The sequence below is a fragment of the Buttiauxella sp. A111 genome (assembly GCF_014189855.1).
In the GTDB taxonomy this organism is placed as follows: domain Bacteria; phylum Pseudomonadota; class Gammaproteobacteria; order Enterobacterales; family Enterobacteriaceae; genus Buttiauxella; species Buttiauxella selenatireducens.
The window spans coordinates 135,820-148,863 of sequence record NZ_BJFN01000004.1; the positions used below are offsets into that span (position 1 = coordinate 135,820).

General features: G+C 47.2%; 11 protein-coding genes. 6 read left to right on the forward strand and 5 right to left on the reverse strand.

Annotated features, from left to right (window positions below; genetic code table 11):
• The first annotated feature begins 68 nt into the window (after positions 1-68).
• The 5 genes from uhpC to BSPA111_RS12910 all read left to right on the forward strand — a co-directional run bounded on the left by uhpC (position 69) and on the right by BSPA111_RS12910 (position 6,845).
• A complete protein-coding gene (uhpC, locus tag BSPA111_RS12890) occupies positions 69-1,409 on the forward strand; it encodes an MFS transporter family glucose-6-phosphate receptor UhpC (protein ID WP_183271562.1) in 1,341 nt (446 codons plus the stop codon).
• 9 nt (positions 1,410-1,418) lie between these two features.
• Positions 1,419-2,450 carry an ABC transporter substrate-binding protein gene (locus BSPA111_RS12895; RefSeq protein WP_183271563.1) on the forward strand — a complete coding sequence of 344 codons (1,032 nt, stop codon included), beginning with the start codon at positions 1,419-1,421 and terminating at the stop codon, positions 2,448-2,450.
• Positions 2,451-2,513: 63 nt separating this feature from the next.
• Complete coding sequence (locus BSPA111_RS12900) at positions 2,514-4,592, forward strand: iron ABC transporter permease (protein ID WP_183271564.1); 2,079 nt, start codon at positions 2,514-2,516, stop codon at positions 4,590-4,592.
• A gap of 14 nt (positions 4,593-4,606) precedes the next feature.
• Entirely contained in the window at positions 4,607-5,656 is a 1,050-nt protein-coding gene (gene fbpC, locus BSPA111_RS12905) for a ferric ABC transporter ATP-binding protein (protein WP_183271565.1), read from the forward strand.
• A gap of 313 nt (positions 5,657-5,969) precedes the next feature.
• Positions 5,970-6,845 carry a helix-turn-helix domain-containing protein gene (locus BSPA111_RS12910; protein WP_255459273.1) on the forward strand — a complete coding sequence of 292 codons (876 nt, stop codon included), beginning with the start codon at positions 5,970-5,972 and terminating at the stop codon, positions 6,843-6,845.
• A 104-nt stretch (positions 6,846-6,949) separates the two neighbouring features.
• Here the strand turns inward: BSPA111_RS12910 and BSPA111_RS12915 are convergent, their stop codons facing one another.
• From BSPA111_RS12915 to BSPA111_RS12935, 5 genes are all read right to left on the reverse strand, one after another.
• Positions 6,950-7,276, reverse strand: a complete 327-nt coding sequence (locus BSPA111_RS12915) for a hypothetical protein (RefSeq protein WP_183271567.1) — start codon at positions 7,274-7,276, stop codon at positions 6,950-6,952.
• Between the two features lie 17 nt (positions 7,277-7,293).
• The gene (locus BSPA111_RS12920) at positions 7,294-8,241 is read right to left on the reverse strand and encodes a fimbrial protein (protein ID WP_183271568.1); all 948 of its coding nucleotides are present in this window, start codon (positions 8,239-8,241) and stop codon (positions 7,294-7,296) included.
• Positions 8,232-10,619: a fimbria/pilus outer membrane usher protein gene (locus BSPA111_RS12925; RefSeq protein ID WP_255459274.1), complete on the reverse strand. Its 2,388-nt coding sequence runs from the start codon at positions 10,617-10,619 to the stop codon at positions 8,232-8,234. The genes BSPA111_RS12920 and BSPA111_RS12925 overlap by 10 nt, the downstream gene beginning before the upstream one ends.
• A 93-nt stretch (positions 10,620-10,712) precedes the next feature.
• Entirely contained in the window at positions 10,713-11,420 is a 708-nt protein-coding gene (locus BSPA111_RS12930; protein WP_183271570.1) for a molecular chaperone, read from the reverse strand.
• A 52-nt stretch (positions 11,421-11,472) separates the two neighbouring features.
• On the reverse strand, positions 11,473-12,051 hold the full coding sequence (locus tag BSPA111_RS12935; protein WP_183271571.1) for a fimbrial protein: 579 nt from the start codon (positions 12,049-12,051) through the stop codon (positions 11,473-11,475).
• Between the two features lie 348 nt (positions 12,052-12,399).
• Here BSPA111_RS12935 and BSPA111_RS12940 point away from each other — a divergent pair, with 348 nt between their 5' ends.
• Entirely contained in the window at positions 12,400-13,035 is a 636-nt protein-coding gene (locus BSPA111_RS12940) for a LuxR C-terminal-related transcriptional regulator (RefSeq protein ID WP_183271572.1), read from the forward strand.
• The last annotated feature ends 9 nt before the right edge of the window (positions 13,036-13,044 follow it).

Consider the following 13,044-nt stretch of genomic DNA (forward strand, 5'->3'; position numbering starts at 1 on the left):
TAAAACCTTGTCTCATCCCCTTTTCTTCGCCGTTTCCTATAGTCGCTTCAATCCAAAGGGACCCTAAGATGTCTGAACACGCTATTGGTCGTGATTATCGTTACTGGCGGCCACGTTTGCTGCTGTCGATGGTCGTGGGATACGCGGCTTTTTACCTGACACGCAAGAGCGTCAGCTTCGTCCTTCCTGCAATGCAGGTCGATTTGGCGTTAAGCAAAAGTGACATTGGTCTGCTGGGCACGCTGTTTTATCTGTCATACGGTTTATCAAAATTTGTCGCCGGATTGTGGCATGACCGCCGGGGCGCACGCTGGTTTATGGGTGCAGGTCTGCTGGCTACAGGGATATTGAACATTCTGTTCGCCTTTGGCAGTAACTTGCCGATGTTGCTGATTATCTGGACGCTGAACGGCTTCTTTCAGGGATGGGGATGGCCGCCATGTGCAAGGTTGTTGACGCACTGGTATTCGCGCAATGAGCGTGGCTTCTGGTGGGGATGCTGGAACACCTCCATCAATCTCGGCGGTGCGGCGGTTCCGCTGATTTCAGCGCTAATGGCGCTGTGGTATGGCTGGCAGGCGTCGTTATTTGTCTCCGGTGGCATCGGTATCCTCACCGGTATTTGGTTGTGCCGAAGCTTGACCGGCACGCCGCAAGAAATGGGATTGCCATCGGTGGGCATCTGGCGGCATGACCCGCTGGAGATGCGCCAGCAGCAGTTAAGCCCCCCAATGCCGCAGTGGCAGATGTTTCGCAGCACGGTACTGCAAAACCCGATGGTCTGGCTGCTGGGCGCGAGTTATGTGCTGGTGTATCTGATTCGCATCGCACTTAACGACTGGGGCAACATTTGGCTTTCTGAAAGCCACGGCGTGAATTTACTCAGCGCCAATGCCACGGTGATGCTGTTTGAAATGGGTGGATTGCTGGGCGCGTTGTTTGCCGGATGGGGTTCGGACTTGCTGTTTCGCGGCCAACGTGGGCCGATGATTTTACTGTTTGCGCTCGGGCTTTTTGTTTCGGTCGCCGCTCTGTGGTTGTCGCCCGTTCACCACTACGCGCTGCTGGCGGTCTGCTTTTTTGCCATAGGATTTTTTGTCTTCGGCCCGCAGATGCTGATTGGTCTTGCCGCCGTGGAGTGCAGCCATAAACAGGCGGCGGGCAGTGTCACTGGATTTTTAGGTTTATTCGCCTATTTGGGCGCGGCCCTGGCGGGATGGCCACTGTCGCAAGTGATTGAGCGTTACGGCTGGTCGGGAATGTTCGCGCTATTAACCGTCGCCGCCGCGCTGATTGGATTTTTGCTGATGCCGCTGTTAATGGCGGGTATCAGCGCGCAGGACAGGAGTGTTGGTGCCATGGATCCGGCAGTGACCTTACCTCAGGACCAATTATTTCAGGACAAATAGGATAATAATATGAAACTGACCGTGCTCTCTTCTCTGGTTGCTGCGGGTGTTGCGTTGGCTACCCTGTCCGGTGCCGCGCAAGCCAAAGGCCGTCTGGTGGTCTATTGCAGCGCAACCAATGAAATGTGTGAAACCGAAACCAAAGCGTTCAGCGATAAATACGACGTGAAAACCTCGTTTATCCGTAATGGTTCCGGCAGCACACTGGCGAAGGTGGATGCCGAGAAGAAAAACCCGCAGGCCGATGTGTGGTACGGCGGTACGCTGGACCCGCAATCGCAGGCCGGGGAAATGGACCTGCTGGAGCCGTATAAATCCGCAAACCTTGAGCAGATCATGCCGAAGTTCCAGGACCCAGCGAAGCGCAAAGGTAACTACTCCTCCGCGGTCTATATCGGCATTCTCGGCTTTGGGGTCAACACAGACCGCCTGAAAGAGAAAAACCTGCCGGTGCCGAAGTGCTGGAAAGATCTGACTAACCCGATTTATAAGGGCGAAATTCAGATTGCTGACCCACAAAGTTCTGGTACTGCGTATACCGCACTGGCCACTTTCGCGCAGCTGTGGGGGGAGGATCAGGCGTTTGATTACCTGAAAAAACTCAACGGCAACATTTCCCAGTACACCAAATCAGGGATTGCCCCGGCACGTAACGCCGCGCGTGGCGAAACGGCCATCGGCATTGGTTTCCTGCACGATTACTCACTGGAAAAAGAGAATGGCGCACCACTGGAACTGATTTCACCGTGCGAAGGCACAGGTTATGAAATTGGTGGCGTCAGCATCCTGAAAGGGGCGCGCAATATGGACAACGCCAAACTGTTTGTTGATTGGGTGTTGTCGAAAGAAGCGCAGGAACTCTCCTGGAAAAAAGGCAAGTCTTATCAAATCCTGACCAACACCACCGCCGAAAGCTCCCCGCTTTCCCTCAAGCTTGATGACCTGAAGCTCATCAACTACGACATGGACAAATACGGCGCGACCGACATGCGTAAAGCGCTCATCAGTAAATGGGTTACCGATGTGAAGATGGGTAATTAACCCACCAGCAGGTGACAACGTCTCGTCACCTGCTCCTTTTTTCTTTCGCCCGATGAGGCACTTATGTCTGAAACTTTACTTTTGCGTCCTACGCGAAAACGGGACGCTATTCTCTGGTGGGTGGGTCTGTGCTGGCTGGCATTTGCGCTGCTGCCAAGCTGGAGCCTGGATTACGGCCTGTTCGAATCGACTCGCGAAGAGCTATTCGACGCTTACAGCTGGTCGGGGCTGAATATCAGTCTGCTGTGGTATCTATTGCCTTCGCTGCTACTGTTGCGCCCGTTCAATGAACTGGGGCCAGAAAAACGCCAGCGTCACTATTTTGATGCGGGTTGGGCGTTGTTCTGTATGGCCTTTATTGTGGTCAGCGCAACGGTGACCGAACGCGGAATGGGCTACGCCACTATTGTGTTGTTTATCGCCCTGGGCATGGTTATCACTCTCGCGCTGACACGCCTGGAATGGCTGGGCGGCGACAGTTTTGTGATTGGATCACTGGTCGCGATTATCGCGCTGATTGGTGTGTTCATCGTCTGGCCAAGCATCGCGATTTTTATTCCGATGTTTACCACCGATACCGGTGAATTTGCCCCGCTGGCGTTTATGGCGGTGCTAAGCCAGGCACATATTATTCAGGTCATCATCAACTCCATCGCCCTGTCGATTGCGGTGGGGATTGGCTGTACATTCTTCGGTCTGGTGCTGGCGATTTACACCACCCGCATTGCCAAACGCAGCGCGATTATTGGCCGTATCTTCTCCATTTTACCTATCGTCACCCCACCATTCGTCGTCGGCCTTGGCGTCACGCTGATGATGGGCCGTTCAGGTTATGTGACCGAGTTGATGGTTGACTGGTTTGGGCTGACCAATACCAACTGGTTGTACGGGTTTACCGGTATCTGGCTGGCGCAGGTTCTGGCCTTTACGCCCATGGCGTTTATGATCCTCGATGGTGCGATTAAAACCATTCATCCTTCTCTGGAAGAAGCGTCTTATACCCTGCGTGCCACACGCTGGAAAACCTTCAAAGGGGTATTTTTGCCGCTGCTGAAACCGGCTCTGGCAAACGCCTTCTTGATTGTGATTGTGCAATCGCTGGCAGACTTCAGTAACCCGCTGGTGTTAGGCGGGAACTTCGACGTGCTCGCCACGCAAATCTATTTCTACATCACCGGTTCACAGCTTGATTACCAGGCCGCCAGTACACTCGGCGCATTCCTGCTGCTGTTCTCGCTGATGGTGTTCTGCATTCAGTACATGTGGATTGGTAAACGCTCGTATGTCACGGTTTCCGGTAAATCAAACCGTGGCGACGTGCAGCCGCTGCCGGTTACGCTGGTGTGGGCGGTGGTCGCATTACTCACAGTGTGGATTGCGTTTAACGCCCTGCTCTACGGCAGCATTTTCTACGGCAGTTTCACGGTGAACTGGGGTGTGGATTACACCCTGACGTTCGATAACTTCATCAAACTGTTTGGCCAGGGTATGAGCGACGGCGCGTGGCCTTCTCTGCTCGACACCTTGTTGTATGCCGGTATTGCCGCACCGATTACGGCATTCTTTGGGTTGTTGATTGCGTGGATTGTGGTCCGTCAGCAGTTCCGTGGCAAAAAGACCATCGAGTTCACCACCATGTTGTGCTTTGCCGTGCCGGGTACCGTGGCGGGCGTTTCCTACATCCTCGCCTTTAACAGCGCACCGGTTTACCTGACGGGCACCGCAGCCATTGTGATTATGTCGATGGTGATGCGTAACGTGCCAGTCGGCATTCGCGCTGGCATTGCCGGGCTGGGGCAAATCGACAAATCGCTGGATGAAGCGTCGCTGAGTCTGCGTGCAGGTTCGATGCGCACCATCATCAACATTCTGCTGCCGCTGTTACGCCCGGCGATTTTGTCCGCGCTGATTTACAGTTTTGTACGGGCGATTACTACCGTCAGCGCCATCGTGTTCCTCGTAACGCCGGATACGCGAGTTGCTACCGCCTACATTCTTAACCGCGTGGAAGATGGCGAATACGGCGTGGCCATTGCTTACGGCTCGATTCTTATCGTCGTAATGCTGAGCATTATTTTCATTTTTGACTGGCTGATTGGTGAAGCGCGTATCTCGCGTTCTAAAGCCAAAACCAACGCGTGATGATGGAGTAAAACATGACACAACCTCATTTTGTAGAACTGCGCAATGTCACGAAACGGTTTGGCAATAACACCGTCATTGCAGGCATTAATCTGGCGATCCCAAAAGGGGAAATGGTGACGCTCCTCGGGCCTTCAGGCTGCGGGAAAACCACCGTGCTGCGCCTGGTGGCTGGGCTTGAAAAACCGTCCGAAGGGCAGATTCTTATTGATGGCGAAGATGTGACGCATCGTTCCATTCAGCAGCGCGACATCTGCATGGTGTTCCAGTCATACGCCCTGTTCCCGCATATGTCGCTGGGCGATAACGTCGGTTACGGGTTGAAGATGCTTGGCACGCCGCGTGCAGAAATTAAAACCCGCGTCAAAGAAGCGCTGGCGATGGTGGATTTAGACGGTTTCGAAGACCGTTTTGTTGACCAGATCTCCGGTGGGCAACAACAGCGAGTGGCGCTGGCGCGAGCCCTGATCCTGAAGCCAAAAGTGCTGCTGTTCGATGAGCCGCTCAGTAACCTTGATGCCAACCTGCGCCGCAGCATGCGTGACAAAATCCGCGAGCTGCAAAAACAGTTCAACATTACGTCGCTGTACGTCACCCACGACCAGAGCGAAGCCTTTGCAGTTTCCGATACGGTACTGGTGATGAACAAAGGCGAAATCATGCAGATTGGCAGCCCACAAACGCTTTACCGCCAGCCTGCTTCCCGCTTTATGGCGAGCTTTATGGGTGACGCGAATGTGTTCCCGGCGCGTTTTGGCCATGATTTTGTCGAGATCCACGGTTACCGATTACCTCGCCCGCCGCAGTTAACCGCCACACAATCAATAGGCACTGTTGGCGTGCGTCCTGAGGCGATTACGTTGAGCGAGCACGGCGAAGAGAGCCAGCGTTGCGTGGTGCGCCATGTGGCATATATGGGGCCGCAATATGAAGTGACCGTGGAATGGCACGGCCAGGCGTTGTTGCTCCAGGTGAACGCCACGCGTTTGCAGCCTGACGTGGGGGATAATTATTATCTGGAGATCCACCCGTACGGCATGTTTATTTTGGCGGATGCGGCGTAGCAATAGCATTATTTTTCACTCCGGCGGGTGACCTTTATGTTTACCCGCCTCATCAAATAGTCACCACCGTGAATGCTTCCTCCGCACTAATATTTATTGCTATTATTTTTTGAAAAGTTCCTTCATCCTAAAACACATTAATCTTTAACATTTATCTAATAGTGCAACTTCAACGAATACCCCCCCCTTTACCAGTCCTGACACTCTCGCACAGAGTATATTTCAGTAAAGACCGTTGACTTGTTAATTAAGCAAAAACATATAATAAGGAAAAGTTTCTAACCCCAGGAAGGTGTGCAATATGTATAAGAGTATGACTGTTCGTGATGTACTAAGTTATGTTGATGACAATTTTGACAAAGGCATTGACATTGATGACATTACTAAACGTTCTGGTTATAGTCGTAGACATATCCAGGTGTTATTAAAGCAGTATATCGGCATCCCTATCGGCTTATATATCCGCAAGCGACGTATTACCAAGGCCTCTTATTTGCTCAGGCTGACTCATACACACCTAATTGATATATCACTAAAGTTGGGGTTCGATTCGCAACAGTCTTTTTCCCGTGAGTTCAAAAAGGCAACAGGCTTTACTCCGATGCAATACCGTAAAAATTCAACATGGGATCTGTCGTCCTTATACAGCGGCTTAAATTTAAATGAGATAATGATAAATTCAGTGCAATTCTTTACACTGCCGGAAGGTTATATCTCAGGATTTCATTATAATCATGTAGTGTCTATTCCACCAGAGCGTCACTCACATATAAGTCGTTTAAAAATCATATTTGATAAACTCATTAAAGGGAAAAAAGATATAATAGCATTAACTGACTTTATGCCTAACGAGGACTCAATAACATCTCTTAAAGTAAAAACGGTTATTGGCCTGCAAAATGATGTCGCTGGTTCAAGTTATAATCGGTGCAACTACTCTGCTGGTACTTACGTCTGCTTTTCGTTCAAATTCACTCCTGATGATTATGCCTCTTATACCAGACATATCTACATGGCACTATTACCGCTGTATAAATTAACCCGTAGGCCGAGTCCTGATATTGAGATTTTTCATTACAATGCCGAAAGCGAATCGTCAAATGCCATAGAGTGTACCTACTACATTCCTGTTGAGCCTCCATTAGGCGAAGAAGTGTTACCCCGCTCATCCATAATGCCGCTGAATTAAAATATCGGTAATCATTAATCTGCCAGCACTGGATGAGTTAAATGAAAGTATGGTTCTTCATTCAATTAACTCATCATAAATTACACGCCGCTTTTGATGAGTGCTCAGGCTATCTGTAAGTCTGGTGACCAGTGATGTTCAACTAACCTGCCAACGTTGTCTTCAACGGAGATATGCAATTGTGCGCATTCACCAGGTGCTAAATTGAACAATAATTGTGTCAGCGAATGCCGGGAACCTGCACGATATAAAACAGGTGTTTTATGGAGAGTTCTGTAGATTCCGTTATTTGTTTTGCTGAGCAATTCTACCGTCATCAATCCCGAAATATCCTTTTCAAACTCAGCAAAAACAGTGGCATGATGGTGCTCATACTCTTTGTAATGAGAGACCCATATTTTATTTTCAGCAGAACGGTGAGCTGAATGCATAATAAACCTCGCCAAATTTATTGGTAATTGATGTTAAAATAAACGAAGGTGCTGATTTTTCCTGGCCTAACATTATTCCCAAATTGATAGTACTGTGCAGAAAAGGGAATTGAGTATTTCCCCTCTCCATGATCAATCGGAACGAATTTTGTTTGCTGATTAAAATTTATCGGTTGCTGTTTATCATCCAATATCTGGACCCCGATACCTTTCGCCCCATTGTGGTCCAAATTTAACAAAACCCCTTGACTACTATTACTGCTTACAACCGGAGCAAACCAGTTTATGGAAAAAGTGGGGGTTGAAGCCATACTCCCCTGACATGCCATGTTTATATCAAAGGGTTTTCTTCCTGCAACGCTACTCTGTTTTGTAAACTTATTCAGTGCCACATCAGGTAGAATGACCTTATTCCTATGTTTGTTACTCACCTCGCAAGAACTTCGTAGTATATTCACGTAGGAGGCAGGTAATACAATATCAATAACAGGCACCGACTGCGTTACGCTTGTGATTTGCAAATTTATATTCCCTGAGGGAATGCTTGTATTTATATTGTCACCGATCTTTATTAACTCAATACTGATTTTGCTGCCTTTTAATTCATCTCCCGTGGCACTAAATTCAGAAGGCCATTGAATGATTCGCCCTGTTGACAACTCCAGCGTTACTTTAGCCCCAATCCCTTTTACGTTTGTTTGCAATACCCCGGGTAAGATTAATGCCGATTTATCACCTGTTATTTTTGCTGAAAATAAAATACTCCGACTACAGTTTTGGGGTTGAATGCTCTGCACAGCATACGTCCGTGAATGTAACACTGCGCCTGACTGGACTGTTCGCTTCATCATTATCGTTTCAGGTGAGGCAATGATTTTTTGGCTGCTCAGATTACAGTTTGCACTCGCACTGGAGTACACAGGAAACAATCCTAACATAAGCAACATCAAACGATTTATCGACATATCGCCTCCTGCGTTTTAAGCACAACGGTGCATTTAACCTGTCCTGTGGAAATATAAACTTCAGGAGAATGTGTCTCATCGATATATAACATCCCACCCTGCCCGACATAACCGACATGATTATTTTTGTTGTCACGAATAGTCGCACCAAAGGGTAGCGTTTGTTGGTCCTGTAGCCGTGGGCGAATAATTTGTTGTCGATTCAGTTTTGTTTCGAAAACCACGGAGACGACATTTCCCTGGTAAGGAGCGACCTTACTTTGCGTTTTCGCAAATGAGATACCCTCCTCAGCGCCTTTAGGGTCAATGATGATTTCATTAACTCGCCACGGACGTAACCACGGCATGATGGCATAACCGTTACTGTCAATCCGGGTTCCGGGCACGCCATCAAGATGAGCACCTTTAGCATCTGGCGCGTAGACCAGCGCGAGGGTGTCTGAGCGCTCAGGCGAAAAGGTCACGCCCCCAGCATGACCCACTACCAGGCCACTGATTCCGGTACTTGCCTGATGCCACGAACTCCCCTGGCTCCAGGTTCCATTTATCGTGGTGTACGGTGAGCGCCAGGTCCCATTTGCTCCCCAGTCCATTTCGCCGCCACGGGCATAACTGGTATTCGCTCCCCATACAAGATTATTTTCAAAGTCTGAAGAGGTGGTGAACCCTAAACGGGTATTGTGAGCTTTTCCATTATTGCTGTACGTTTCAGAAGAAATATGTGTATAGCCAGAATTAGACTTGGGCAGATAATAACTAAAGATAAGAGCTAGCTGATCGTCTTTAGTGACAGAGCCAAAATCATCCTCATTCCAGAAGCGCTGCGCTGAAATACTCCATGTCAGATTACCCCAGCTATTGGTATATCCCATTGCGTACTGCCGATAGCTATTTTGCTGATCCCAATATTTCTTGATAGAGCCTGATAAATAAAGCGAGCCCCATTGTTCAATCAACGGTTGATTCACACTTACGCTATAGGACTGTTTTTCTCGTAATACCTGATATTCGTTATTTGAATCCAACTCAGCAAGCGCATCACGCTGGCCATAATAATGTTGAGAATTCATTTTCCCCTCAAACCACAGCGAGGTCTGCAACCAGGGGATCGTTCGATTATAGCTAATACGATACTGCTGCCCCTGGTGATCGCGCTCATCATCATTAAAGCGAGAGTGCGTTATATCCAGGGCAATCGCCCCCAATGAAGTATTCAGGCCACTGCCTAGCAACGCAGATTGATAACGCTCAAATCCAGACGCTCCAGTGTAAAATGTCAGAGTGTTATTCACGCCATATTGCCAGGACACCTGCGCGGCAAGAGGATCTTGTTCATTATCACTCTCATCAACCGCCCCTATGGACAGGTTATAACGTGAAACACCAGGTTTGAGCAGTTGCGGCACCGTAGAATATGGGACTGAGAAACGACGAATACGCCCGTCAGATTCCTGCACGGTAACCAGTAATTCCCCCCCGGTATTGGCAGGCAATATCGAATCTATCGCGAACGGCCCTGCCGGTACTGAAGTCTGGTGAATGGTTCGCCCATCCTGCGACACGGTGATACGTGCGTTTGTTTCCGCGACGCCACGAATAATTGGAGCCCAGTTGAGTGTGTTATCCGGCCGCATCTGGTCTTCAGTTTCAAGCGCAATCCCAAGCAGGCTAATCCCATCAAACATCTGACTATCGGTATAAAACTGGCCCGCGCTGAGCATGGAATGCCAGCCAACGATGGGACGCTTTAACGTCGTACGATGACTTGAATAATGCTTACCGCTACGATTGTCCCAGTCGAGGCTACCCAAATGCTCCAGCAGCCATCCCCCGGCGCTGCCGCGAACATCCATTCCCAGCCACGCGCTATCGGAGGAGCTGCGGTTGTCACCACGCTGCTGCGCGCTGTAATAGTCCGCGCTGTAACCCAGGCTAATGGCGGGGATCCCCTGCTGCCATAATTCGGGTTGAATATAATTGCTGTCACTTTCAGACAAATAAGCCTGAGGGATCTCAAGATGTAAATCGAGTTGGCCACTATCGAGCTTCTCACGGGCATTACCGCTGGTGTCCCATTCAGCGATGTTTCCACAAAACGATTCACGCTCCGCCAACTGTTTGTTCATCTTCTGCGAGTTGATACCGATATTATTTAAGAGTTGCCCGGAATAACAACTCACCAGAGAGTTCCCGGAATTTTTTGTAAATATGAGTTCCTGACGACCACGCCAGACATCATTAACATAAATATCAACAATGTAACTCCCAGGTGCTAACTCTGTCGTATTGAATGAACTCAGGTCGTTATTTTTAGCATTCCCCATTAATATGGCATTATCGAATTCGTAGCGAACGTTACTTTCAGCATGAACTTCCATAGAAAATAATGAACCCTGTAAAATCAACAACGAAGTTATGGTGAGCTGCCTTTGAAATAAATCCCTTTTGCACAAAACCATAATCATTCCTTTTTATTTGTTAGCCACAACCTTTGTTTCTACAACTCCACCGTAATCATTCACAGCCTGAACCTGAAGGTGTTCTCCCTCTTTGACGTTATGCTTTATTAATACCTCCTTGTGGCTTTTAGGATCTATCATTAGGCCCTCAGCTAAAAGGTCATGTCCTGACATCGTGCGAACATCTGAAATCGTAAGAAAAAAAGGTGTTGGGTTAATTAGCGTGATACCGTTGTGATTGAGCTGAAGTTTTAACTTCTTCTCCGCCCCATCTCTTTCTCCCAACCCCTCCGGGCGCCAGAAAAACTTAAACCGTGAACGAATAACAAGATTTAATACAGCAGCATTGTCGACCGCTTTAGTTTTATCTACCGAAGGCACATCCAGTATATTCAACCACCAAAGTGACTCTCTATCGTTAGCAGCAATGACATGGCTGGGATTTTTTTTAATTCTTATTGATTGACCATTGCCCGCGTCCACTCTGACAATCGGTGGTGAGATGATAAAGGGTGTATTAATATCCTCGGGTAAGGCTTCTGAATCGCCTTCATCGAGCCAAATTTGGGCTAATGATGGCGAGTTCCCCGTGTTCGTCATTTGTACCGTGATTTCACGTACATTTTCAGGATAAACAAAACGCGTGCCATTGACGATGATATTATCAGCATACGCATTTAATGATGACAGTATAACCAGCAATGAAAATAGAACTTTCATTCAAACCTCTGCAGTAATAAATGCCATAGTAAGAAACTATGGCATAGTATGATTAGATATAAGTAATCATATAGCTTAACTGAGTCCGAATAGGACCTGCCGTGACAGGAGCACCACCAACATCTTTCGATTTAATATAGCCAACCTTGAATTTGTAGGTTAACCAACTATGATTTCCACTTTCACTACGGCTATAACTTTCTGGTTCAAATCCGACACTTTCATTATTAAGATCGATAAGGTCGTTATTGTATTTCATTAACACCAGTGCAGAATTACTCACGCTACCTTTGGTGTTATCTATCATATAGCCCTCAGAACTCAACTTACCCATTTTTGCCCAATAAAGTTTAGGCTTAATATTACCACCAACATAACAATCTTTAACTCTTATATTAAAATCTTTAGTTTTTACTGCAGTTGCAGTATTGATGAGTGTATTCATTACCGGTGCAAGTCTAATAGTCTGATTTTTGTCTTCACCACTAATAGTACATGAGTTTGAAAAAACCAGGCCAGTAAAGGTTATTATTCCTCTCGACTCATCATTTTGCCCCCCCATACCTGTAGCCATAGCAGAAGGTGCGACCAGCATACATGCGATTAAAGAAGCCATTGATACCTTATTCATAATACCTTCCTCATTTAAAGAGATATTCTCTACATGATCAGTAAAGTTGATGTACTACACACTGTCTCGTATATCGAATCAGGCTTTCGCCTATACGTTATTATGAGAAGTTAATTAACCATGTATATAAGACATTAAACGTATTCACCCATATTTCGCGAAGCAAATACCGAACAAAAACCTGTTGATTAGATCGTAAAAAATGAGCGATCGCATTGCACAATATGCCAAATAAAAAAGGCGTCATGGAAATATATTTCCACCATAGCCATGATCTTATAATCCATGCTTTATAGCGATTGATAATATGGATGTTAATTATTAAAAAGGAATCAACTTGTGTGCGATATGGAAAAGAAAATATTTCTGATCACTAACCCATCATTACAAAGTCAGCTCCTGCTGAATTTTCTAACGCAAGAAAGCGATGTTCCCGTTGTTTTCCTCAATGTTAATCAACCGCTCATACCGCAGGTCAGCGAAGATTCCATTGTTCTGTATGATGTTCAGGCATCAAGCCGCCGTGCAAGCAAGCGCTGGTCTGAATTATTAAATCGCAGTAAGGATAATTTTCGTGGTCATCTTATCAACTGCCCAAAATCTCTTTCGGTTTATGAAAAAATGTCCTGGCCCTTCTTTGAGTCAATGATTTTCTGTGATTGCTCAATGGAGGTGTTATTAGATTTGATCAGTAATACAGAACCGACACCGATTAAGAAGAGAGGAAGATATCTATCAAAAAGGTCGCTAACTTCACCCGCCACGCATGAACGCATTAATAATTTAACCGAGAGGGAGTGCGAAATACTCAATGAGATCTGTAAGGGGGAGTCAAACTTTAGAATTGCCAACAATTTTTTTATTAGTGAACACACTGTCAGAACCCATATTTATAATATCTTTAAAAAAATATCGGTAACCAACCGTATTCAGGCTGCAAATTGGGCAAACGACAGATTAAATAAGTTCGACTGCAATTTATAAGCAAGCGCA

Excerpts from the sequence above, each read along its gene's own strand:
- uhpC (WP_183271562.1), top strand. The coding sequence starts at position 69 with ATGTCTGAACACGCTATTGGTCGTGATTATCGTTACTGGCGGCCACGT.
- BSPA111_RS12895 (WP_183271563.1), top strand. The coding sequence starts at position 1,419 with ATGAAACTGACCGTGCTCTCTTCTCTGGTTGCTGCGGGTGTTGCGTTG.
- BSPA111_RS12900 (WP_183271564.1), top strand. The coding sequence starts at position 2,514 with ATGTCTGAAACTTTACTTTTGCGTCCTACGCGAAAACGGGACGCTATT.
- fbpC (WP_183271565.1), top strand. The coding sequence starts at position 4,607 with ATGACACAACCTCATTTTGTAGAACTGCGCAATGTCACGAAACGGTTT.
- BSPA111_RS12910 (WP_255459273.1), top strand. The coding sequence starts at position 5,970 with ATGACTGTTCGTGATGTACTAAGTTATGTTGATGACAATTTTGACAAA.
- BSPA111_RS12915 (WP_183271567.1), bottom strand. The coding sequence starts at position 7,276 with ATGCATTCAGCTCACCGTTCTGCTGAAAATAAAATATGGGTCTCTCAT.
- BSPA111_RS12920 (WP_183271568.1), bottom strand. The coding sequence starts at position 8,241 with ATGTCGATAAATCGTTTGATGTTGCTTATGTTAGGATTGTTTCCTGTG.
- BSPA111_RS12925 (WP_255459274.1), bottom strand. The coding sequence starts at position 10,619 with ATGGAAGTTCATGCTGAAAGTAACGTTCGCTACGAATTCGATAATGCC.
- BSPA111_RS12930 (WP_183271570.1), bottom strand. The coding sequence starts at position 11,420 with ATGAAAGTTCTATTTTCATTGCTGGTTATACTGTCATCATTAAATGCG.
- BSPA111_RS12935 (WP_183271571.1), bottom strand. The coding sequence starts at position 12,051 with ATGAATAAGGTATCAATGGCTTCTTTAATCGCATGTATGCTGGTCGCA.
- BSPA111_RS12940 (WP_183271572.1), top strand. The coding sequence starts at position 12,400 with ATGGAAAAGAAAATATTTCTGATCACTAACCCATCATTACAAAGTCAG.